The organism is Pantoea sp. PNT03, assembly GCF_014852515.1.
In the GTDB taxonomy this organism is placed as follows: Bacteria; Pseudomonadota; Gammaproteobacteria; order Enterobacterales; family Enterobacteriaceae; genus Pantoea; species Pantoea leporis.
The window spans coordinates 148,197-169,996 of sequence record NZ_JACVBT010000004.1 but is presented as its reverse complement, the minus strand read 5'-3'; the positions used below and the strand labels follow the sequence as shown (position 1 = coordinate 169,996).

The 21,800-nt window shown below is 49.0% G+C and carries 22 protein-coding genes; 4 read left to right on the top strand and 18 right to left on the bottom strand.

The window, feature by feature from the left end:
- Positions 1 to 42: 42 nt before the first annotated feature.
- Both IB226_RS15335 and IB226_RS15330 read left to right on the top strand, forming a co-directional pair.
- Positions 43 to 1,809 carry a terminase ATPase subunit family protein gene (locus tag IB226_RS15335; protein WP_049850579.1) on the top strand — a complete coding sequence of 589 codons (1,767 nt, stop codon included), beginning with the start codon at positions 43 to 45 and terminating at the stop codon, positions 1,807 to 1,809.
- A complete protein-coding gene (locus tag IB226_RS15330) occupies positions 1,810 to 2,850 on the top strand; it encodes a phage portal protein (protein ID WP_192236217.1) in 1,041 nt (346 codons plus the stop codon).
- A 29-nt stretch (positions 2,851 to 2,879) separates the two neighbouring features.
- Here the strand turns inward: IB226_RS15330 and IB226_RS15325 are convergent, their stop codons facing one another.
- From IB226_RS15325 to IB226_RS15270, 12 genes are all read right to left on the bottom strand, one after another.
- Positions 2,880 to 3,689 carry a hypothetical protein gene (locus IB226_RS15325; RefSeq protein WP_192236215.1) on the bottom strand — a complete coding sequence of 270 codons (810 nt, stop codon included), beginning with the start codon at positions 3,687 to 3,689 and terminating at the stop codon, positions 2,880 to 2,882.
- Positions 3,689 to 3,928 carry a hypothetical protein gene (locus IB226_RS15320; protein ID WP_192236214.1) on the bottom strand — a complete coding sequence of 80 codons (240 nt, stop codon included), beginning with the start codon at positions 3,926 to 3,928 and terminating at the stop codon, positions 3,689 to 3,691. The genes IB226_RS15325 and IB226_RS15320 overlap by 1 nt, the downstream gene beginning before the upstream one ends.
- A gap of 626 nt (positions 3,929 to 4,554) precedes the next feature.
- Positions 4,555 to 4,812 (bottom strand): hypothetical protein, encoded by a 258-nt coding sequence (locus tag IB226_RS15315; protein ID WP_061720362.1) that lies wholly within the window; start codon positions 4,810 to 4,812, stop codon positions 4,555 to 4,557.
- A 112-nt stretch (positions 4,813 to 4,924) separates the two neighbouring features.
- Positions 4,925 to 5,113 (bottom strand): hypothetical protein, encoded by a 189-nt coding sequence (locus IB226_RS15310; RefSeq protein ID WP_049850574.1) that lies wholly within the window; start codon positions 5,111 to 5,113, stop codon positions 4,925 to 4,927.
- A 101-nt stretch (positions 5,114 to 5,214) separates the two neighbouring features.
- Positions 5,215 to 7,224, bottom strand: coding sequence for a replication endonuclease (locus IB226_RS15305; RefSeq protein ID WP_192236212.1), 2,010 nt, complete (start codon positions 7,222 to 7,224; stop codon positions 5,215 to 5,217).
- A complete protein-coding gene (locus IB226_RS15300) occupies positions 7,217 to 7,534 on the bottom strand; it encodes a DUF5405 family protein (RefSeq protein ID WP_192236210.1) in 318 nt (105 codons plus the stop codon). The genes IB226_RS15305 and IB226_RS15300 overlap by 8 nt, the downstream gene beginning before the upstream one ends.
- Complete coding sequence (locus IB226_RS15295) at positions 7,531 to 7,758, bottom strand: TraR/DksA family transcriptional regulator (protein WP_105088565.1); 228 nt, start codon at positions 7,756 to 7,758, stop codon at positions 7,531 to 7,533. Before IB226_RS15295 ends, IB226_RS15300 begins: the two co-directional genes overlap by 4 nt.
- Positions 7,758 to 7,985 (bottom strand): DUF2732 family protein, encoded by a 228-nt coding sequence (locus tag IB226_RS15290; RefSeq protein WP_105088566.1) that lies wholly within the window; start codon positions 7,983 to 7,985, stop codon positions 7,758 to 7,760. The genes IB226_RS15295 and IB226_RS15290 overlap by 1 nt, the downstream gene beginning before the upstream one ends.
- Positions 7,986 to 8,051: 66 nt before the next feature.
- Positions 8,052 to 8,390, bottom strand: coding sequence for a DUF5347 domain-containing protein (locus tag IB226_RS15285; protein WP_009127565.1), 339 nt, complete (start codon positions 8,388 to 8,390; stop codon positions 8,052 to 8,054).
- A complete protein-coding gene (locus tag IB226_RS15280; protein WP_192236208.1) occupies positions 8,354 to 8,545 on the bottom strand; it encodes a phage filamentation protein Fil family protein in 192 nt (63 codons plus the stop codon). Before IB226_RS15280 ends, IB226_RS15285 begins: the two co-directional genes overlap by 37 nt.
- Positions 8,546 to 8,547: 2 nt before the next feature.
- Positions 8,548 to 9,057 carry a phage regulatory CII family protein gene (locus IB226_RS15275; protein WP_192236206.1) on the bottom strand — a complete coding sequence of 170 codons (510 nt, stop codon included), beginning with the start codon at positions 9,055 to 9,057 and terminating at the stop codon, positions 8,548 to 8,550.
- A gap of 34 nt (positions 9,058 to 9,091) precedes the next feature.
- The gene (locus tag IB226_RS15270) at positions 9,092 to 9,328 is read right to left on the bottom strand and encodes a hypothetical protein (protein ID WP_061720369.1); all 237 of its coding nucleotides are present in this window, start codon (positions 9,326 to 9,328) and stop codon (positions 9,092 to 9,094) included.
- A gap of 89 nt (positions 9,329 to 9,417) precedes the next feature.
- Between IB226_RS15270 and IB226_RS15265 the strand changes: the two genes are divergently transcribed.
- Both IB226_RS15265 and IB226_RS15260 read left to right on the top strand, forming a co-directional pair.
- The gene (locus tag IB226_RS15265) at positions 9,418 to 10,023 is read left to right on the top strand and encodes a phage repressor protein CI (RefSeq protein WP_192236204.1); all 606 of its coding nucleotides are present in this window, start codon (positions 9,418 to 9,420) and stop codon (positions 10,021 to 10,023) included.
- Positions 10,024 to 10,032: 9 nt separating this feature from the next.
- A complete protein-coding gene (locus IB226_RS15260; RefSeq protein ID WP_192236202.1) occupies positions 10,033 to 11,049 on the top strand; it encodes a tyrosine-type recombinase/integrase in 1,017 nt (338 codons plus the stop codon).
- Positions 11,050 to 11,134: 85 nt separating this feature from the next.
- On the opposite strand, the gene IB226_RS15255 is transcribed toward IB226_RS15260, so the two are convergent.
- The 6 genes from IB226_RS15255 to IB226_RS15230 form a co-directional block, all read right to left on the bottom strand.
- Positions 11,135 to 13,291 (bottom strand): hypothetical protein, encoded by a 2,157-nt coding sequence (locus IB226_RS15255; protein WP_192236200.1) that lies wholly within the window; start codon positions 13,289 to 13,291, stop codon positions 11,135 to 11,137.
- On the bottom strand, positions 13,291 to 14,508 hold the full coding sequence (locus tag IB226_RS15250) for a hypothetical protein (protein ID WP_192236198.1): 1,218 nt from the start codon (positions 14,506 to 14,508) through the stop codon (positions 13,291 to 13,293). The genes IB226_RS15255 and IB226_RS15250 overlap by 1 nt, the downstream gene beginning before the upstream one ends.
- Positions 14,509 to 15,253: 745 nt before the next feature.
- Complete coding sequence (locus tag IB226_RS15245; RefSeq protein WP_110867369.1) at positions 15,254 to 15,958, bottom strand: MgtC/SapB family protein; 705 nt, start codon at positions 15,956 to 15,958, stop codon at positions 15,254 to 15,256.
- Between the two features lie 341 nt (positions 15,959 to 16,299).
- Positions 16,300 to 18,183 carry a TolC family protein gene (locus IB226_RS15240; protein ID WP_192236196.1) on the bottom strand — a complete coding sequence of 628 codons (1,884 nt, stop codon included), beginning with the start codon at positions 18,181 to 18,183 and terminating at the stop codon, positions 16,300 to 16,302.
- Between the two features lie 5 nt (positions 18,184 to 18,188).
- Entirely contained in the window at positions 18,189 to 19,430 is a 1,242-nt protein-coding gene (locus IB226_RS15235) for an HlyD family type I secretion periplasmic adaptor subunit (RefSeq protein ID WP_137386563.1), read from the bottom strand.
- The gene (locus IB226_RS15230) at positions 19,427 to 21,727 is read right to left on the bottom strand and encodes a type I secretion system permease/ATPase (RefSeq protein ID WP_192236194.1); all 2,301 of its coding nucleotides are present in this window, start codon (positions 21,725 to 21,727) and stop codon (positions 19,427 to 19,429) included. Before IB226_RS15230 ends, IB226_RS15235 begins: the two co-directional genes overlap by 4 nt.
- Positions 21,728 to 21,800: the final 73 nt, after the last annotated feature.

The following is a 21,800-nucleotide window of genomic DNA, read 5'->3' as shown; positions in this document are numbered from 1 at the left end:
GAGACGGCAGAAAAGGGACCGGCGGGGCCGTATTTTGGGGCCATGACAACGACACTCGCCCCCGAAGACCTCGATCCCCGCAGGCAGGCCATGCTGCTGTACTTTCAGGGATACCGCATCGCCCGCATTGCTGAAATGCTGGGAGAGAAACCCGCAACCGTTCACAGCTGGAAGAAGCGCGACAAGTGGGGCGACTACGGCCCGCTTGACCAGATGCAGCTGACCACCGCCGCGCGCTACTGCCAGCTGATCATGAAGGAGACAAAAGAAGGGAGAGACTTCAAGGAGATTGACCTGCTGGCGCGTCAGTCCGAGCGCCATGCCCGCATTGGCAAGTTCAGCAACGGCGGCAACGAGGCGGATCTCAATCCGAACGTAGCTAACCGTAACAGCGGGCCACGCAAGCCGCCGGAAAAGAACGTATTTACCGACGAGCAGGTGGAGAAATTACAGGAGATTTTCCACGGCTCCATGTTCGGTTACCAGCGCCAGTGGTGGGACGCGGGTAACAAGCACCGCATCCGCAACGTGCTGAAGTCACGCCAGATTGGCGCCACCTACTATTTTGCGCGTGAGGCGCTTCTGGATGCACTGACCACCGGACGCAACCAGATTTTCCTCTCAGCGAGTAAGGCGCAGGCGCACGTTTTCAAGCAGTACATCATTGAGTTCGCTAAAGAGGTGGATGTAGAGCTGAAAGGCGACCCGATGACGCTCAGCAACGGCGCGTGCCTGTATTTCCTCGGCACCAACGCCCGCACCGCGCAGAGCTATCACGGCAATCTGTACCTGGATGAATACTTCTGGATCCCGAAATTTCAGGAGCTGCGCAAGGTAGCGTCCGGCATGGCGCTGCACAAGAAGTGGCGCCAGACCTATTTTTCCACTCCGTCCAGCCTCACGCACAGCGCCTATCCGTTCTGGTCCGGCGGCCTGTTCAACCGGGGCCGCGCCAAGGCGGACCGCGTGGACATCGACCTGTCGCACATGAACCTGTCGCCGGGCCGCTTCTGCGATGACGGCCAGTTCCGCCAGATTGTCACCGTGGAGGACGCCGTGCGCGGTGGCTGTAACCTGTTTGACCTCGATCAGCTGCGCCTCGAATACAGCCCGCCGGAATACCAAAACCTGCTGATGTGCGAATTCGTGGACGATCTGGCGTCCGTGTTCCCGCTGCAGCTGCTGCAGAAGTGCATGGTGGACAGCTGGGAAATCTGGAGCGACTTCGAAGCGCTGGCGCTGCGCCCGTTCGGCTGGCGCGAAGTGTGGATCGGTTACGACCCGGCAAAAGGTACGCAGAACGGCGACAGTGCCGGGTGCGTGGTGATTGCTCCTCCTGCCGTGCCAGGCGGTAAGTTCCGCATTCTGGAGCGCCATCAGTGGCGCGGCATGGACTTCCGCGCGCAGGCCGAGTCCATCAAAAAGCTGACGCAGCAGTACAACGTGACCTATATCGGCATCGACTCCACCGGCGTCGGCCTCGGCGTATACGAGAACGTGAAGATGTTTTATCCGGCGGTGAAGGAGTTTGTTTACAACCCGAACGTGAAAAACGCCCTGGTGCTGAAGGCGTTCGACATCATCAGCAGCGGGCGTCTGGAGTTCGACGCCGGACATCTCGACATCGCGCAGTCATTTATGGCAATCCGCCGCGCCACCACGGCCAGCGGCAACCGCCCGACCTACGAAGCCAGCCGCAGCGAGGAAGCCAGCCACGCCGATTTGGCGTGGGCGACCATGCATGCACTGGCAAACGAACCGCTACAGGGCGAAGCCGCCCACACCGGCAACATTATGGAGATTTTTTAAATGAGCAAACGCAGGAACCGCATGCGCACGCAGCCCGTGCAGCAGCAACAGATGACCGGAGGCCCGGCGGCAGAAGCGTTCACCTTTGGCGACCCTGTGCCGGTTCTGGACCGCCGCGAGCTGCTGGACTACGTGGAATGCGTGGTCATGGATAAATGGTACGAACCGCCGGTGAGCTTTGACGGGCTGGCGCGCACGTTCCGCGCCGCCGTGCACCACAGTTCGCCGATCAACGTAAAACGCAACATTCTGACCAGCACCTTAATCCCGCACCCGCTGCTGAGTCAGCAGGCGTTCAGCCGGTTTGTGCAGGACTATCTGGTGTTCGGCAACGCCTATCTGGAGAAGCGCACCAACAGGCTCGGCGGCGTGCTCGCGCTTGAGCCGGCACTGGCAAAATTCACGCGACGCGGCACCGATTTAGACACCTACTGGTTCGTGCAGTACGGCATGAATATGCAGCCCTACGAGTTCACGAAAGACAGCGTGTTTCACCTAATGGAGCCGGATTTAAATCAGGAGGTTTACGGCCTGCCGGAGTATCTTTCGGCAATTCCGTCCACCCTGCTAAACGAGTCGGCAACGCTGTTTCGCCGCAAATACTACCTTAACGGCAGCCACGCCGGTTTCATCATGTACATGACCGACGCCGCGCAGAATCAGGAAGACGTGAACAACATCCGTCAGGCAATGAAAAGCGCCAAGGGGCCGGGCAACTTCCGCAATTTGTTTATGTACTCGCCTAACGGTAAGAAGGACGGCATTCAGATCATACCGCTGTCGGAGGTGGCGGCTAAGGATGAGTTTCTGAATATCAAGAACGTGAGCCGTGATGACATGATGGCCGCGCACCGCGTGCCACCGCAGATGATGGGGATTATGCCGAATAATGTTGGAGGGTTTGGTGATGTTGAGAAAGCCAGCCGCGTGTTCGTGCGAAACGAACTGATACCATTACAGAAAAGGCTTGAAGAACTAAACGCTTGGGTGGGTGAAGAGGTAATTCGCTTTGCGCCTTACACGCTGGACAAAGAAGAGTAAATATATAAACCCGGCTAAGCCGGGCTTATTTAGCGTCTATGCTGACGCTTGCTTTTTCTATTAGATACGGGCTTTTGCTCTCGATTGTTATCAACCTTCTCATGCGTGTCCATATCAAACCAAGAGGCTTGCGCGACTTCACTCATAGGAAAAATAACGCTTGTATCTACATCACCCAACTCGCTGTAATCATTTGAGAAAAGAACTCGCAAACTGTCTTTCTCTCTGTAACCAGACATTATCGGGTTTATTGACACCTCAAGATTTGGGCCTTGTTTCTCATTAGGCTCGCTAATCATGTTCACAGTGCCAACGTAAACTTTTCTGCTCTTTAGGCTTATTAGCACTGGTTTATCGTTAGTTGCTGAATCGAAAAATAGCTGGCCCAACGAACCGTTAGAAAGCAATTCTTTAAGCGCCCACAGTCTGATTACCTGCTTGAAGAAAGCAACCTGACCATTATCATTTTTAAAACCACTTAAAATATTCGCGGCAAGATGAACGCTAAATCTTGCCGCCTGAGTCCAAGCCACAGCGAAGATCACCATGCTTAAAGACAAGAGGATTAGCCATGATGCTAAACGATTCTCTTTTGGGTCGTTGCTTAAGTCAATCCAAGTGGTTAGCCAAGTTGCTAAGGTGAATCCAGGAACGAACCACTTCATAAAATAAGCTGCACAGATAGATGCAATCAGACACCAAATACCATAAGTGGCCACCTTCATATATAGAAGTTGGCCATCGTATCGATGTAATCGAAAGTAGGTTTTAATTCTGTAGGGCGAGGAAATTATTATCTGCCCGCTAGCGAGCAATGGAATCAAGAGAAGTGCAAACATTAGTCGTTATCATTGTCCTTACTCCCAGCAGCAACAGCCTGAGCATCCTGTTCCACAAATCGCTTAGCGGCTTCACGATAATGAGACATCTTACCGCCATTCTCATTGCGAACAATCACAGAGCCACGGCCATCTACGCTGATGTCTTTAACTCCCGATTTTTGCAAACGGTCAGCCATGGCTTTACCGCCTGTCACATAACCATTCAAGCCGAAAATTTTCATCACTAATTCTTGCATAAAAAATCTCCTTAACCTTCCCACGTAAATCGCTTCAGTTCTTAACGGTTTACAGGTACTGCCCCGAGGGGCGGCGAAGTCTATCACAGATGGTCTAAGGCACGAAGTGCTTTTTCTGTGCAAATTGGACAGAACTTATCCATCATAGTTCCATCTTAAGTTGACTACGTTTTGGCAGTGATTCGCATCACTTTGTCTTTGAAACTACCTTAACTTAAGTTGTCGTCAGCCATTTAATCAAGCTCAAAATGTGCCCAATACGATAAAATTTACTGCTTAAAGTTCTGTTTCATTGTTACTAAGAAGCTAGCCACATTTATTAGGGGCTATTTGTATTGTAACAACTCCTTCATAAGCTTCTCCAACTTCATACGGCGAGCTGAAACAAAGCTTGCCCGATGAACTCCAGTCTTCTGCTTAATATCCACGCACTCCCAAAATTGCACCTTGATTTGACCTATTGCACACCACAGCGCGCGCTCGTACCCCCGCCACGCCTGCCCGCTTTACGATGCGGTTTTCATGCACCTGCATGACAGAAACGAAAGCCCGCCAGAACTAGCGGGCCGAGGGTAAAGCGATCCTTTTCGGATCATGCGAATTCATGCGGCATAGTCATGCACTCTTCACTCCAGTTTGAAGTCGTCCACAGAAGCTGATTTATGGATGCCAATTCCTTCTGCTTCGTTCAGAAAATCCATCCCCTGCCGTAAAGAAATGGGATATGGAATCTCAAGCATGAAAACGAAGTCGTAGGTTTTACCGAGCCAGTAACCCCCGCCGCACTCTTTCGGCCGTTGGAAAAACACCCATTCACCTGGCTTGTAGTAAGTGAGTACCTCACCTCGGTAAACGATCTGGAATTTTTCGGGATTTTTAGCCATGGCTTAACGCCTCGCAACTCTCGTTATGTTCGGACTCACCTTCCGTAAGCATCCCGGCGTGATATGTAGCTTCCATCCGATCACATCTTGCTACGCGTGACATCTGAAAAAACTAATCTGAAGCGTGCATCATGCGCGAATATTCGTGGCTTCTGACTTTCCGCATCAGCTCATCGGTCAGTTCAGAGACCCACTGAATGGCAAGCTGCTTCTCGTCATCCGTGCAATCACTAGCAGCAACAAGTTTCATAAATAAATCAATACGCTGGAGCTTCATCGACTCCAAAAAATAATCCTGCATATTCCCTCCGCACAATGAACAACTGGTTATACGTACAGTATATTATGAGTTTCGAAATGTGAAATGTTTTTTTACCTTCCGTGAGAAATCCTCTGGACTAATCAGATGGTTATCTTTTGTTCCTGAAGTCTGCCGTTTCGGTAAAACAGCCGCATTCGCGCGCCTGAATTTATGCTGCATCCTCGGGAAAGGAGGCTAATTTCCTCCTCATGCCCCTCAAAACCACGGGCTTTTAGTTCCAGCTCTAACCGCCGGCGCTCCGGCCCCGTACAGTTATTGACAGAACTCCAAGGGGCGGCGATGCCGCCAGAAGGACCAGCCTCCGCTGATGCGTCGGCTAATTTGGCAACGGCTTCCCACTTCACCAGACGCGTGAATACTTCAGAATTTTGATAGTGAGGCGAGTAGATGCCCTGAACGCGCTGCACGTCCTCCGCGTACTCGTTGCCCATTTCGGTGATCTCGTAACAAAGACGGATCACTAAGTCATCACGCGCGACCAGCGGGCCACCCTGCGCCATGGTGTAAGACGCCCAGCAGCTGGCAACGGAAGCAGACGCCAGCACAGCGTCCATCTTCTCGTTTGGTAGGCGCGTATCGCCGAGACGGCGCAACTCGCGCCAAACAGTGACCGGCGCGCCGCCAATCTGCTGAAACTGGCGAATGCGCCAGCGAGACGCCCACGCGCAAACGGCTTTCGCCATATCACGCATATTTGAGCCGGTTTCATCATCCTTTTCGCCGTCCATTGCGAAGCCGTCGATATTTTTGGAGATGTATTTAGCGATGTAACCCGTGGCGCTGCCTTTTGTGGGATCGATAGGCTCAGCGTGAAAACGCGCTTTGCGCGCCTGCGGCGTGCTCAGTTCGTCCGCGTCTTCTTTGCTGGCGTGCTCACGCATGATCTGCTGCACACGCTCGCGATGTTCCGGCAGCATAAACAGCAGCATGTGCCAATGTGGCGTGCCGTCGTGATGAGGCTCAACGACACGGAAACCGAAAACATGGATTTCTTCGCGTGACATTGCGGCGCGGATACGCGCCCAAACTCGGCATAGATAGCGCTGCGTATCGCGCGGGCTTGAGCCGTTCCATTTGGTGATGAAACCGCCCTGGCTATAAACGGAGTGATAACGCGACGGCGCGGTGATCGTATAAAAGTCCCCTACGCAGCCGCCTTCATTGGCGATGTCTTCAAAGCCGCGCATTCTGGTCATCAACTCGCGGCGTCGCATGGCCGGGTTCGCGGTGCTGCGGTTGACCATCTCATCCATCGCGACACGATCACCGGTTTCTTTGTTCATCAGGTCGTATCGTTTGAAGAACTCGCGGTTGCGTTTCTTCTGCTCAACCCATTCCGCCAGTGTGCCGCGTGAGACGTAAGGTGAAGCAGATTTTTGCACCTGCCCAACAGCGATTGCCATGTGCTCGCGCTGGAGATCGCGCATCTGCTTAAGACGGCCGCGCCACCATTCAGGTGCCATCATGCGCAATAAACCAGATTGCGCCTTGCGGAGATTCAGCTCACTTTTGCAGGCTTTGAACTCCGCCCAATATGGCGGCTGCGTGCCGGTCAATGCGGCCAGCTCAGCGACGTAGCGATAAGCAATGCAGGTTATGGTCTGCTCGTCCGCTTCCTGCGGCATTGAGGTTTTATCGACAAACTCAGCCAGACTGAGCGAAAGATAGGATGCAACTTTATAAGCCAGATCGCGCACGTCCTGCCGGTCAAGCGTGGGCAGACGATCAAGCTGCTTTATGAACGGCAGTTCATGTTGAGCGGCTTCATCAAGACGATAGCGACTGCGAACCAGCTGAAGGCGTGGCAATACGTTCTGACCGATAGTCTGGCGCAGAAACGCATTGGCCCGACGGCGGCCATTATTTGCTGAGAGGATTTTGCTGTAGCGATCGGCAAAGTAACCGGCCAGATAATCCGGCATGTTTTGCAGATACTGGCTGCGCCAATTGTGGTCCTCTGGATTCACATTCCAGAGACGGCGCTCAGAAAGGGACATATCCGCCGGAGCGGACATGCCAAAGACTTCACGCCGCTGTTGATTTACGGCGTGATATTCACCAGTAAGGAGATCAGGAAGGCTTTCAGACATGTGCGGCCTGAAGTTCAGCCAGCTCTTGCACTGCAGCCTCGACCAACTCAGCAATGCGGCGAGTTTCCGCCATAAAGGTCGCAGTTGTTTTCATCTGGCCGTGCAAAACATGGCGACCGATGACATCAGCAGCCAAATCGCGCATGAGGAGCACTGCCGACTCATATACGGCCATGGTTTGCGGCACGCGTTGACGGACGCCATCAATCTCAAGCCAGCCAAATTTCTCCAGCACCAACTGTTGCGGCTTGCCCGGCTCACTGGATTTCAACGCGCGCACTGCATAGCGTTCATCAACCGGGACTCTCAAAGCGCGGCCCCTTTGTAATGCACGCTTTTCAGTTCGCTAATCTCTTTGCAGGTAACGCACAGCTCGACACCCGGCAACGCTCGGCGACGCGCTTCTGGGATAGCTGCATCGCATGACAGGCAGAAAAACTCGCTCGCTCCTGCAGGACGGTGAATAGCCGTTGCCAGGTTGCGCGCCAGTTCTTCCTGGACGCGCTGCTGAACCAAATCCATTGAGTCGGCCATTAGTGCAGCTCCCGTGATTGGTTCTCGAAACGAACGGATTCTTTATCCAGCAGTTCGATAATTTCAGCAGCTGACATTTCTTTGTTTCTTGCATGAATTGCTAATGCAGCCAGGCGAACGGATACGGCCAGCGCATCATCTGATCTCTGCTCACTTTTGGCCTTACTCAGCATCGCGTTTAGCACTTCTGCATCGGCTTCAAAATTTCGGGTTTCAATATTTCGCATTTAACTTTCTCCAGAATTTGGGCAAAAAAATGCCCGGCGGGTTTACGCCATTTATTTTTTTTCGGGTTAATTAGGAAGCGTTAGCTTCTTGGGAAATAAACTCACGACTGCGCGAAAGTGATTCATTGCACCTATCAGCGCGGTAATTTCGTCACTCGTCAATTCACTGTATTCAACGTTGTGACGTTCTTTATTGATGTTTGCCAGAAAGAAAATGGCGCTCATCGCCCGGTTATTTTGTTCGTACTGTGGATCACGAGTATTACGCATATCACTGATGAACCGCTTTAGCTCATTACCGCAATCGCCGTACATCATGGTGCGAAGTGCGGCAATATGATTAAGCGCGCTAACTCGCTGCCCGGCGCTCATTTGAACAGTGATGCTTTCAGCTTTGTAAGCCATGTCGCTTTTTTCCTGTTGCCAGTTAAACCTGCCAGCAATTCGGCTTGAGAGTTTGCCGGGTGCCAGCGCCTGCCATTTTCAGCTGTAATCCAGCCATGACCGAATGCGTGTGAAGGGCTTTGCCGTTTTAGAAGCGGCGCCACTGAAAACGCCATAACTAAACAACCCCTATCGATGCGCCGATCCCGCTTAACACATCTGCAGTGCCAGCCAATGCAGGGTTTGAATGCACGCGTGTTTGAACAGCTATCGCAGCTAACGTCAGGCAACGAATGCCAGCGTTAACGTTCTGCACAAATCCGCGCCGGCAAGCCGAGGTAAATTTCTTCTGACTGACTACGTCAGCAGCCAACTGCCCGACTTCGGCGGTAGCTTTGAGGACATAAGCCGGTAAGTTCTCCTGAGCGATTTCGTTTACCGGCACGCATGGCAGGCATTGCAGTTGAGCCAATGCGCCATCAACCAGCGTTGAATCTTCCGTCAGGTCGGTCAGGATCAGCATTTCACGAACGGTAAGCTGATGGACCTGATCCGGGTTTAGCTTGTTACGGATGGTTTGCGGATTAAGCCCCGCCTTTTTAGCCAGCTGGATGATGTTGTGCTTTGCGGAAAACGCGCGGCACGCTTCATCAAAATGGCTTTGTGTGGAGACACTGAAATCAAACATGCTTAATACCTCACGTTATCCCAATATGGATGCATCAAGCCTGCATTGTGATTTCATGACCGGCTGCTGCTTCGATAATTAGGGCAAGCATGTTGATTTCGATGAGGCCGTTAACCCCATCCTTATTCCTGATAGGTAGGCGGTTTTCGCGGTACATCTGGCGAACAGTGCCTTTCTTGTAACCCGTGCGGCGACAGAACTCCTCTACGGTAATGTACGGTTCTGAAATCACGAGATTGATTGATGGGCGCATTGAAAGTTTACGGGTCATGATGCACTATCCTCTGTTGAGTTCTAGCCAACTCTATTCATCACTATTAAACACGTCTTGATACGACGAGTGAATATTAGGATCACAAATTGGAAAGGTCAACGAAAGATTTTACGAGTCGTAAAGCTCCAACTTTACCAGAGGGTGGTAAAGATCCCATTGAGCGCATCGTTCAGGCATACGGTTTTTCATCTCGACAGGCGCTGTGTAGGCACTTAGATGTGTCTCAAAGCACTATGGCTAACCGCATAATGCGTGGGAACTTTCCTGCTGATTGGGTTCTGATTTGCTCGATGGAAACCGGCACTTCCCTTGAGTGGCTGACATATGGACACGGTGATTCGAACATCACAAATCAAGATCAGCCATCAACCAAAATCGAACTCAGAAAAATCACAAATGGGAATTTCTCATCATCTGATTGGGTTGAATATGACGCTCAGCTCTTACCAAGTGATGTTAAAGCCCCACTGTTAGTACATTTCGAGAAACAGAATTACCTAGTTGATATGACCGCCGCAGAAATCACCGACGGGCTATGGCTCATCGAGATTGATAAGCTCATTAGCGTTAAAGAGCTGTACCGTTTTCCCGGCGGGCGCATCCGCGTTGAGAATGGCAAAGCCTCATTTGAATGCAAGGCAGACGACATCAAGGTTTTGGGCAAAGTCGTTGCCCGCACTGAGTACCTTTAAAGGCGAAGCATGGCGATAAACAAATTACCCAACGGGAAATGGCAGGCACAGGTTTTCCCAAACGGCCGTGATGGCAAAAGGATTCGCCGCCAGTTTGTGACGAAGGGCGAAGCACAATCCTATGAGAAGTTCGTAAAAGAACAGGCTCAAGATAAGCCCTGGCTGGGAGAGAAAGCAGATAAGCGGCGGGTAATTGAGCTGGTTGAATTGTGGTTCAACACGCATGGCATTACGTTAGCGGATGGTGAGAAGCGGCGAACCACAATGGCGTTCGCCTGCGAGGCGATGGGAAACCCACTCGCAACCGAGTTTAGCGCGAAAATTTTTGCGTCATATCGCGAGCAGCGTTTAAGCGGAAAGATCACACGCTCCACTCGAGTAAAGACAGTTACGCCTCGCACAGTCAATTTAGAGCTGGCGTATTTCAGGGCGATGTTTAACGAACTGCGCCGGTTAGATGAATGGACCGCCCCAAATCCGTTAGAGAACGTGCGCGAGTTTAAAATCAGTGAATCGGAGATGGCGTATCTCACCCTTGAGGAAATTAGAACCCTCCTCGCCGAGTGTGAGAACAGCCGTTCTAAAGATTTAACTACCATTGTGAAAATCTGCCTGGCAACGGGCGCACGTTGGAGTGAAGCCGAGGGCTTAAAGGGCAACCAAATCCGCGCCGGTCAGATCATCTACGTGAAAACTAAAGGCAAGAAAAACCGCGCGGTGCCGATAACTGAAAAATTACAGGCTGAACTGCCATCCAGCAGGAAAGCGCAGGTGCTCTTTAAACCATGCTACTCAGCTTTTAGAAAAGCTATGCAACGTGCTGGCATCGAGACGCCTGCAGGTCAACTTACGCATGTTTTGCGACACACCTTCGCGTCTCATTTCATGATGAATGGAGGTAATATTCTTGTGCTTCAAAGAATATTGGGGCATACAGATATAAAGGTAACGATGCGTTATGCGCACTTTGCGCCGGACCATTTGTCAGAGGCAATGTTACTCAACCCCTTGAGTAATTTAAAATGATATGAGCACTAAATTTTCATAATTAAAGTTGGATTATGCTGGCTAAAACAAAGGTCAGTCAAAGACTGACCTTTGTTTAAAATTACTATTTTAATATCTCCCTCTTAATCTCCCCTAGCAAGAACTGAATCACTTCTGGCATTGAACCATCACTTAAACTAACAACATCTAAAAGATGCTTATTTAACAATCTTAAGTGTTGAGTCCAAATTGCAAATAAAAACTCTAAACATCCTTCGCCTTGTTCGTTATCCCAATTCCTAACAACAGAATGGATAATATCAGCCATTTGTCTGCTAAAAACTTCATCTACCATATAGTTTAGCTCAGACGGCTTTGCTGCTCTTAGTAGGCATGCTTGAATAACCCCATCGTTAAACCTATCGAAACATACAGGACTTATAAGAGTATAATGATAAGTTGTTGACAGCCCCTTACCATTTTGCATTCTTAAATCATGCAGTAGAGCTTGAATTGTCCAAAAAACATCCGCTTGGGAAGATTTTTTATATTTAATATCTAAATCGCTCCAAAAAACAAAAGTTCCCCTTAACTTAAGAGGCTTATCTTTTACTGTATTAAGAAAAACCTGCCCATTTTTTAAGCTTTCATTCAGAAGCTTCAATCTTTTATTTAGAGTTTTAGGTAGTTTTACTTGTGCGCCATGACTACTAAAAGGGTCAGATATTTCATCAAATTTAGATAGTTTCTCTTTTTCAAGATCCCATAACGTTTTAGATTTTTCATTTATTCTTGGCAGATAACAGTCTCGTAGAGTTATCAGTTCATGCCCCCCCATACATAAATCACTTCTCAGTTGTTCTAAATCTTTTTTGCTCGGTAATTTAGATACTCCAACAAAATAACATATTGATGCACTGCTCTTTATGCCTCTAAGCTTCCTCGATACCGATAACAACTTACGGCCGGAAGTGATCGCTCCTGCCACAACTAAAACAGATGAACTACCAATGAAATCCTTTTCCTCAACATCACTAAATTTAACTAATTCTATAGATTCATCTGAAATTAATTCTTTTATCTTATGAGCTAGGCTAAAAGAACCTTCATCATCTAAACTTATAATTTTCTTGGTATCTCTAGAGAAATGTTTATTTAACTTCCTCTGCATCAAACCTGAGAATGAAGGAAATTCAGAATTCAGAACTTTCACTACATCAATATCAAAGAAATCATCTTGTGTTCCATTTATCATAACATTTAATTTTAAAACATCCTTTGCTGCCAACTCCCTAAAAAAATCTTGCCGACTTTTATTGAAATCACTTTTCTTGATAACTAGAATTTCATGCTTTGGCGTTTCCGGGATAAATTGTTCACCTTCAATTTTAATTACCCTTGAACCAAGGGAACATAATTGACACTTATCTTCAGCCTCAGAATATATATCACCACCAATAGCCTCTGAAATATCATAGACCCCTTTCTGACCAACTGAAAGTTCCGAATAAAATAGAGTAACTATAGAATTGACATTAATTTTTTTAGATTTTTCCAAATGGCTTGCGAGACTGCCACTCGTTGTTGCAGATATGACAACCATGCTATTGGAATTTATAAACTCAAACGGTTGTTCTAAACCAGTGTATGATTCAAAACTCTCGATAACAGGCATTTCATCATTATATTTTTTTGACAGGTGTAGCGCAGTACTTACTAAAAAGGAAATTGAAGATGTATCGACATAAACTCTATTTAAATCAGGCTTAATGTGTTCCAGCAATCCAATCGCAAGAAATGAAACCTCAACACCTGAAGTAAATAAATTAGATGCTCTTATAAACTTATCACAATGATCACCTGATGGCTTTATAAAATGATAGTTCATTGAAGAAGATATTACACCTTTTCTACTTTTGAATATTTCATTTGAACCAGCTTGTAACAGAGACTCTTTAAAACTAATTCCAGCACCACTAAATACATCTTTAAAAAAACCACTCTCATCAATATTGAAAAATGAAATCTTTTCATTCGGATTACCAATATAAGAATCAAATTCATTTAAAAAAATATCGTCGGAAAGTAATTTTTCAGCTTGTATTTTATCAACCCCAAAGCCAAATATAACCACATCATTTGGCACCAGGTTTAAACTCACATCCTCTTTTATTTTTTTAATAAGGAGATTGTTATTAATTGAAGAAAAGAAAAAAACTGCCATAGACTGAGATTTTTTACTTTCGGGCTTCTCAAATCTATAAATAAAAATATCGCTCATTAGTTTTCTTCCTTGAGATCATTTCTATCGGACAGTGGAATTAAAATTGTAATTGATACTCCACGTGCATTTGGACACTCGGTAATAAAATCATTACAGTTTTTTTGAGTTGCCCAGTCCATAAAAACACAGTCATCTTCGAGATTAAACTTATAAGGTTCTAAATTAAAATCTCGATAAATTGAGGTTCTATTGCTCCTGATTTTCATGAAGCCATTTAATCTTGTCAAAGATGCCATAACAGAGGGTAAGCCATTCCCTTTAATTTCATTCTTGGTAGACGAACTACGAAACTTTAAGCATTTCTTAATGATTTCGTACTCTCTTTTTATATCTGCATTTTTTATTGAATATTCTTCAGGATGATCAGCTAACCATCTACCATAAAAACCAAGCCCAGAATCGATAATACTCAGTTCAATAAATCTTCGTGTTGATTTATCCGATGCTTTCAATCCATTAATATACTCCTTTAAAACTTTATTATTCAATTGCGAGTTTTTTACTGCAGAATCAGATAAATTTATACCATAAGTATATATCATCCTGTTACCCGGCCTTAACCATTTACTTCTATTTATATCTCTACTGCCATGCTCATGTGTATTGATGAATAACTCATAGAAAATACGTCCTAATTCGTCAGTACTAGAATCATCAAGTTTAACACTACCTCCAGCAACACTTGAGGAGCGGTCAACCATTGAACTTACAATGCTTCGTATTTGTTCTAGACCTCTAGGCTCTGCATGATCCAAAGAAGATGTTAAGTAAAAATTACTATCAAAACCTTTAGTGCTGTGATCTATAAAAGAATACCAACAAAGCCTGCCATGATTCTGTCCAAATAACTCGTTGGACTGATCATCAATAGCCTCACTTGCTAAATTATTTATTTCACGCCTCACATTTATAGCCAAGTCGTTTGAATAAAATATATCTTTTGACATCATAGCAGCAGCGAATTTATAAGGAACTTCAACTAGGCTTGGTAAGTAATGGGCTTCATTCTTTGATGGTCGAGTTAATAATATTTTCTTGTTAGTGCTAACATTAGCCCAGGTATTTACTGCCTGAACCGCCATTGCTATTGCACCAAAAGCTATATTTTTCTTACCTATGGGTAAATTTAATGGCTGAACTGCACCCGAAGAGTTAACTTTCTCAATAAATTCTTCAAGTTTTTCTATAGTTAATGTTGCAGGTAATTCCAACATGTTAACCTCCTTTTAAACTAAAAAATCAATTTTATATAAATCAAGAAGAAGCGAATGATGCACAAGGATAGATTACGTTATAGTATATTAAAAATTCAACAGAATTATTAATGAAAACCTTAGCTCCGACGAAACGTGAGGCAGTGATGATTTTTTTAAGCAATTCGACCATTTTCAGTCATGAAATGAATCTTCAGTCATTCGATTATGTTTTTGAAATTTCATAAAAATCCCTAATCGGTTTGATTTAAGTTATATCATTATAAATAGTGGGACTAAAATGTGTAGCAAATAGACTATGATGTACTCTATAGAAACTTTGAATAACCATACTCAAATCAAATTAAATACTTTTTCAAAAAAATCATTAAGTTAGGCCTATTCGTGCGTAAATAGAATACCTGCACGTGCGGATGAACTGTATTCATCAGTTTTGTACGAGTAAACGCCTTAAAGTCCGTTTTTTCCGGATAAATTGGCAGCAAAGTGGCAGCAGAGCGCAACGCTATGTGCCACTTTTCATCACTATTCGGCCTGAAGAAAACATTAAAATCAGTAAGTTACTGATTTCATTCGTTTCAAATTGGGACTCATAATCGCTTGGTCGCTGGTTCAAATCCAGCAGCGCCACTAATTTTAGTAATGTAAATCATACTGTTAACCCACCTTTTTCAAGGTGGCTTTTTTGTTTGTCATTCATAGTGGCGATCAAATGGCGATACGTTTTCTAAAGCACATCTAAATATCAATCACGCTCCAACTCATTCACCTGCCAACGCACCGAACTTACGCCCTTCTCCAGACTGATGCGGCTCACCAGGCTTTCCAGCTGATCGGTTAACGTGGGATTGCCAATCACCTCAGCATTCACCTCCATGCGATGCGGCGGATCCAAATCTTCACTGTGCAGTGATTGCAGACGCAATCCGCTGCCGCCCAGCGTGTGCAGCATTAGGCTGCGAACCTGAACCTCATCCTGCGCGAGGCAGATGATTTGTACTTTGTAGTGTTGCATCGCTTCGGCTGCTGAGACGATGGTTTGGCGGTTGATACCCAAAGCCAGTTCACGCAGCAGTATATTCGCGCACAGGATCACCATGCAGCCGAGGGCCGCCTCCAGCAGCAATCCCATGCTGCACAGCACGCCAATGGCGGCGGTGCACCACAAGGTGGCGGCGGTATTCAATCCGCGGATGTTCAAGCCATCGCGCATGATCACTCCGCCGCCGAGGAAACCGATACCGGAAACCACATAAGCCGCAACGCGTGACGCATCCGTAGCGATGCCGGGCACGCTTTGTGTCATCAGAACGAAGAGACAAGCGCCGGTGCTCACCAACGCATTGGTGCGTAATCCAGTCATGCGTTGACGTAGTTGGCGCTCACTGCCGATCAGCGCACCCAAAACCAGCGCGACGGTGACGCGCAGTAAAAAGATTTTCCAATCCATGATAGACCTCAATCCGCAGCTTTCTGTTTGCGGAACAAAAGATTAATAAATGGATTACAGACAGTGCGAATACCGCTGGGAACCAGCCGCATTGTGCTTATGAAAAGGGGTGATTCTGGAAGGAAATTCACCGTCTTAACGCGCAGTTAAGACAGCGTGAAGGCTATCTTACCGCGAGGTCCTGCTGTAATCGTTTGGGACTTGTGTCCAATTCTGTTCTCCTCTCGGGTAAAAATCCGCCGCGATTCTAAAGTGACTTACGCAGCGTTGCCAACTCAAATAGCCTGTTCGTTTACGTTGGGTTAAAACAAAAAACCCGCCGAAGCGGGTGTATGGAATTGTTATCGCCCCGTCGTTAGCCAACGACTTAGCGTGCCCGAGTTAGCATATCCGCTGATAATGGCGGCATAGCTATCGAAACGGTTGCTGACTTCACTAACCTGGTTGTTGTACAGATCGCTTTCTGCGCTCAATACATCCAGCAATGAACGGCGGCCTAAGTGATACCACTGATCAAAGAAGTCCTTACGAATCCGATCGGATTCCACAATCAGGTTTTTGTAAAGCACGGCGCGTTCCGCTGTTGAGTGGGCATTCTGGTTGGCAGCACGCACACGATTTTCCAGATCGCGGCGTTGCTCCTGCACCTGCTGACGACTCGCTTCGGCACGTTTAATCGCCGCAATTTCCTGGGCGTTGGTTGAACCGCCGCGGAATAAGCCCCAGCTAACGTTCAGGCCGGTTTGCCATGCCTGTTGGCGTCCGAGCTGATCTTCACGGGTGTTTTTGCTTACCGTCCAGTTGAGCTTTGGCAGGCCAGAAGCTTTGATTGCCTCCGCCTCTTTAAAGGCTGCTCGCTCCTCAGCGCTGGCGCGCAAGATCAGAGGATGGACATCCAAACTCGTCAGTTGGCGGTTTAAATCACCAAAGGAAAGCGCCCACTTATCGCTGGCTGGTAACGTCACGCGGTTGTTGCCCATCAGGCGATTCAGAGTGATTTCAACATCCCGCGCGCGAGACTCGGCATTTTCCAGGTAGCTTTGCGCTTGCAGTAAGCGCCCTTTTGCCTGCGTCAGTTCACTGCGACGTCCAGTATCTGACTGAACAATACCGCTGAGCATTTTGGTCAGCTCTGCCATACGCGCCAAATACTGCTTACTGATGGCGATGACGTGCTGCTGTTTATTCCACTCAATCAAGGCGTTACTTACCTGCATCGCCAAATCTTCTCGCTGTGCCTGCACCGACTGTAAGGCTGACTTAACGCGCTCTTCGCGACTTTCAATGGTGCTACTGGTTTGGCCAAAGTCGATTAGATTAGTCGCTACTGAAACACCTAAAGACGGCATATTCCCCTGGTATTCATAATTTTTAGTTCCACCACCAAACTCTTTGGTTGCCGAAGCGGCGCTTACATCAACTTGTGGCCAGCGCTGGCCTTTCGCTTCATCTACGCTGGCTTCAGCCGCATCACCCTGAGCGATATAGGACTTCAGCGCCGGGCTGATTCGCCAGGTGATACGCGCAGCTGAGAGAAACTTTTGCCGTATTTCACTCTCGGCAACTGTTTCATTAACTCCGCCGCTTAACGTAACGGGTGAAGTCGTTTCTGCCGCTGTAGTCGCTGCTGGAGGGCTAACATAACTAAAATCTGCCTTAGCGCTTTCAGCTGGAGCATAGGTTTTCGTTGCTGCAGCCTGCTGCTGACCCACATTTCGCGACGATTGCATCGGGTTAAACGGCTGTGGTTCAGGGCGACGCTGATCCTCCGTCAGGAAACCTCCGCCCTGAATTTCAGCATGCTGGCTGGTTTTCGCGCTGATCTGTGCAGGACGTTCGGCGGCTTCGCGCTGGTGCGGCGCTTCTGCTATTGGGGCCGGTACGATTGGCGCAACTGGCGGCTGAACCCGCGGAGTAATCGCGACCTCCGGTATCTGTCTTTCAACAAACAGCGGCGCTGGCGCAGTGAACGTTGGTTGCGCAACCTTTGCCGCAGGTGTCGTTGGAGCAGATGCAGGCGCCGTAGAACCTTGCAAACGTTGCGTTCGCACCGGCGCTGCCGCAGGAGCGACAGGACGCTGGCCGCTCATTTCCGCAAACATCATCAACTCACTGGTGGAATCCGCCATCACGTTAACCGCGGGCGCCATCACAACGGCAATACAAACGGCAAGCAGAGAGAGATGACGCGCCTGTGCATGGCGCATCTTGTTATTATTTTTCATGATTATTAACGCTCGCGGAATGCTTCTTTAGCTTTCAGGACCGGCTTCAGCAGGTAATCGAGAATGGTTTTCTCACCCGTGCGCACCTCGACGGTAGCGATCATGCCGGGAATGATCGGCAGATCTTTGTTACCTGCGTGCAGCGTGCTTTTATCCGTCAGGATCAGTACGCGATAGTAGGTATCATCCGGGCGTCCACTGGCGGCTTTCTGATCGTCTTTTAAGGTATCCGGACTGATATACTCCACGTGCCCATCAAGCCCGCCGTAAATGGCAAAGTCATAGGCGGTGATTTTCACCTTGGCCGGTAAGCCTGGACGCAGGAAGGCGACATCCGACGGACGGATTTTTCCCTCCACCAGCAACTGCTCTTCCAGCGGAACGATTTCGAGAATATGCTCACCCGGCTGAATAACCCCGCCAATGGTGTTAACGCGTACGTTTTTCACCGTGCCGCGCACCGGTGCGACGATCGTGGTACGATCAACAATATCGGCACGACCAATCAGGTTTTCGCTAACCTGGCTCAGTTCTAATTCCAGACGTCCCAGCTCGGTGTGGGCATCTGATTGATAGCGGTTACGACGTTCGACGATTTGCGCCTGAATGTCATTGGCCTGACGCTGCATACGCAGTAGTTCGACTTCCGACAAGAGACCTTTGGCCGCTAACGGCTCAGCCAGATGAATCTCGCGCATCGAAAGTGCGTAACTGCGTTGCAATGAGTTGATGCTGTCACTTAGCGCACGTTTGCGCGATTCATAAGCTTTAGTTTCCTGCGCCACAACGGCGGGATCGCTCTGTACCTGCTCATCAAACGCCAGTGGCAATGAATAAGCTTCAGCACGTAAGCGTGCAATGCTGCCCTTCAGACCCACCACTTTACTCAGTACTTCGCGATAGCTGGATTGCGCACGCGTTGGGTCAATTTTCAGTAGCACATCACCGCGATCTACAACCGTACCTTCACGCACATTCATCTCTGCCAGAATGCCGCCTTCCAGGCTTTGAATAACCTGTTCACGGCTGCGTGAGATGACCTTGCCATCGCCTTTAGTGATCTCTTCCACTCGTGCGTAATTGGCCCAGGTAAGACCACCAACTAACACCGCGATGATGATCCACATCACTAGCTTGGAACCCGGCGTGGTCTGCGACAGCAGAGAAGCCTGCACGTCATTCATAAATTCGGCATCAGCAGCAGACATACCTTTCTCGCTCTTACGCCATGACATTAACTTGCTCATACTGCGGCCTCCTCTGCTGCTGCTTGCGTCGGCGCTGAATCGTTAGCGGGAGCTGGCGCACGTACCGCCGGTTCAACCGCCTGACGCGGCTGTTTGCGGGCTTTATTTTTTCCTTCTAAAGCGGCAAGCACCTGATCTTTCGGGCCATCCGCCACCACTTTGCCTTCTTCCACCACGATGATGCGATCGACCAATGCCAGAATGGATGGACGATGCGTCACCACAATCAGCGTGTGTCCTTCACTGGCGCGACGTAAATGCGCGAGGAATTGGTTTTCCGTCATGCTATCCATGGCGCTGGTTGGCTCATCCATCAGCAGCACTTTAGGACGGGTGAGCAGCGTTCGCGCCAGAGAAACCAGCTGACGCTGACCGCCAGACAAGCCTTCGCCGCCCTCGCCAACCGTTAAATTGATACCACTTGGATGGCGTGCCGCAACGTGGTCCAAACCGGTCAGATTTAGCACGCGCAGCAGCTCATTGGCGGTGGCGTCCGGGCGCCCAATCATTACGTTTTCGCGCAGCGTGCCGTAGAACAGACGCGCATCCTGACCGACAAAGCCAACAGCCTTGCGCCAGTCCGCCGGATCAATCTGGTTAACATCCAGACCATCGGCCGAAAGCTGACCTTTCACCGGTTGGTAAAGGCGCGCCATCACACGTAATAAGGTGGATTTACCGCTACCGATGCGGCCAAGAATCGCGACGCGTTCCCCGGCTTTAATGCTCAACGAGATATCTTTGAGGATTTCCGGGTTGGGCTTCATTGGCGGTGCCGGATAGGAGAAGTTGACGTTGGTCAGCGTGATCTCACCACTCAACGGCGGATCGGTGAGATAGGTTTTGCTGCTGTCACGATCAATAGGCATCTCCATCAGCTTGTTGAGTGACGTTAGCGCCGCTTTTGCCTGCTGATAACGTACAGCCAGGCCAATAACCTGACCGAGCGGGCCAGTCGCGCGGCTGGCAAGCATCACGGTGGCGATCATCGCACCCATGGTGAACGTGCCTGCATTGATCAGATAAACACCGGCCACCACCAACATCACCGTCTGAAACTGCTGCAGGAACGTCACCACGCCGGTTGCCAGCGTTGAGTAGCGTTTTGATTTCATCGAGTTAGCGGATTGCAGTGCGCTGAAGTTTTCCCAGCGACGCTGCATGTGTGCTTCACCGCCCACTGCTTTCAGCGTTTCCATACCTTCAACTGATTCAATCAGCACGCCTTGTTTGAGTGAGGTGTCACGCAAGTTCTCTTTCATAATGCGCGCCAGCGGCCACTGGATCGCGGCACTGACGATGATGATCAATGGGATCATCATCAGTGGAATGATCGCCAGCGGACCGCTGATAAAGAAGATCACACCCACAAACATCAGAATGAAAGGAAGATCGGAAATCGCCGCCAGCGTGGCAGATGCCACGAAGTCACGTACCGATTCATACTCACGAATCTGGTTGGCGAAGGTACCGGAGGAAGCGGGTTTGTGTTCCATCTGGATAGAAAGTGCCTGACGGAACAGCATACTGCCGAGCACTAAATCGGCCTTTTTACCCGCCATATCCAGCAGATGCGCGCGTACGAAGCGGGTAACGGCTTCGAAGATCATCGCAATGGTCACGCCAATCGCCAGTGACCACAGTGTCACGAATGCCTGGTTCGGCACCACACGGTCATAGACGTTCATGGTGAAGAAGATGCTGGAAAGACCGAGAACGTTGATCAATACCGCCGCAATCGCGGCACTGCGGTAATAGCGGCGATAGCGCCACAGAGTGGTGAACAGCCAATGGCCTTTTACTTCCGGCAGCATTTCACTGGCGCGCTCATCGACCACAGCAGTGGGTTTCGCCATGACGGCGAAGCCCGCGTAGATCTCATTCAGCTCGGCCAGATTCATCTCAACGGCTGAAGCGCTGACTTCTGGCATCACCAGCTGGAAGCGCAATTCGCGTTGATTTTCCTCATTAGTGTGAATGCGGCGCGACAGCACAATGCAACCGCCGCCCCCTTTGCGCAGCAGAATCATCGGCATCAACTGCTCCGGCAGATCCTGCAGACGACGCTCAACCATGCCGCCGGTAATGCCGGCGTTTTCGAGCGCTGTCATGGCCTGTGATGGTGAGAGCAATGTCGCTTTTGGCAAACCTGCCACCAGCGCTTCTTCACTTTTCTCGCGTTTGTAGTGTTTGCAGATCCAAGCCACGCTTTTTAACAGCGTGTCATCTACCGTGGTTTCAATACGAGCAACAGAACGCGCATCCTGCTCCACAGCATCCTGCTTCTGGTCGACCATTTCCCGACTCCTGTAAACCTGACAAAAAACGGTGAGCACATTGCCCACCGTTGCACCTGTTTGAATTGGGAAA

What these genes read in the sequence shown, in the direction of transcription:
- IB226_RS15290 (WP_105088566.1), bottom strand. Translation starts at nt 7,985, where the DNA reads ATGCGAAATATTGAAACCCGAAATTTTGAAGCCGATGCAGAAGTGCTA.
- IB226_RS15325 (WP_192236215.1), bottom strand. Translation starts at nt 3,689, where the DNA reads ATGTTTGCACTTCTCTTGATTCCATTGCTCGCTAGCGGGCAGATAATA.
- IB226_RS15245 (WP_110867369.1), bottom strand. Translation starts at nt 15,958, where the DNA reads ATGGATTGGAAAATCTTTTTACTGCGCGTCACCGTCGCGCTGGTTTTG.
- IB226_RS15295 (WP_105088565.1), bottom strand. Translation starts at nt 7,758, where the DNA reads ATGGCCGACTCAATGGATTTGGTTCAGCAGCGCGTCCAGGAAGAACTG.
- IB226_RS15335 (WP_049850579.1), top strand. Translation starts at nt 43, where the DNA reads ATGACAACGACACTCGCCCCCGAAGACCTCGATCCCCGCAGGCAGGCC.
- IB226_RS15250 (WP_192236198.1), bottom strand. Translation starts at nt 14,508, where the DNA reads ATGTTGGAATTACCTGCAACATTAACTATAGAAAAACTTGAAGAATTT.
- IB226_RS15270 (WP_061720369.1), bottom strand. Translation starts at nt 9,328, where the DNA reads ATGACCCGTAAACTTTCAATGCGCCCATCAATCAATCTCGTGATTTCA.
- IB226_RS15255 (WP_192236200.1), bottom strand. Translation starts at nt 13,291, where the DNA reads ATGAGCGATATTTTTATTTATAGATTTGAGAAGCCCGAAAGTAAAAAA.
- IB226_RS15230 (WP_192236194.1), bottom strand. Translation starts at nt 21,727, where the DNA reads ATGGTCGACCAGAAGCAGGATGCTGTGGAGCAGGATGCGCGTTCTGTT.
- IB226_RS15280 (WP_192236208.1), bottom strand. Translation starts at nt 8,545, where the DNA reads ATGGCGTTTTCAGTGGCGCCGCTTCTAAAACGGCAAAGCCCTTCACAC.
- IB226_RS15240 (WP_192236196.1), bottom strand. Translation starts at nt 18,183, where the DNA reads ATGAAAAATAATAACAAGATGCGCCATGCACAGGCGCGTCATCTCTCT.
- IB226_RS15260 (WP_192236202.1), top strand. Translation starts at nt 10,033, where the DNA reads ATGGCGATAAACAAATTACCCAACGGGAAATGGCAGGCACAGGTTTTC.
- IB226_RS15235 (WP_137386563.1), bottom strand. Translation starts at nt 19,430, where the DNA reads ATGAGCAAGTTAATGTCATGGCGTAAGAGCGAGAAAGGTATGTCTGCT.
- IB226_RS15330 (WP_192236217.1), top strand. Translation starts at nt 1,810, where the DNA reads ATGAGCAAACGCAGGAACCGCATGCGCACGCAGCCCGTGCAGCAGCAA.
- IB226_RS15305 (WP_192236212.1), bottom strand. Translation starts at nt 7,224, where the DNA reads ATGTCTGAAAGCCTTCCTGATCTCCTTACTGGTGAATATCACGCCGTA.
- IB226_RS15275 (WP_192236206.1), bottom strand. Translation starts at nt 9,057, where the DNA reads ATGTTTGATTTCAGTGTCTCCACACAAAGCCATTTTGATGAAGCGTGC.
- IB226_RS15315 (WP_061720362.1), bottom strand. Translation starts at nt 4,812, where the DNA reads ATGGCTAAAAATCCCGAAAAATTCCAGATCGTTTACCGAGGTGAGGTA.
- IB226_RS15285 (WP_009127565.1), bottom strand. Translation starts at nt 8,390, where the DNA reads ATGGCTTACAAAGCTGAAAGCATCACTGTTCAAATGAGCGCCGGGCAG.
- IB226_RS15320 (WP_192236214.1), bottom strand. Translation starts at nt 3,928, where the DNA reads ATGCAAGAATTAGTGATGAAAATTTTCGGCTTGAATGGTTATGTGACA.
- IB226_RS15310 (WP_049850574.1), bottom strand. Translation starts at nt 5,113, where the DNA reads ATGCAGGATTATTTTTTGGAGTCGATGAAGCTCCAGCGTATTGATTTA.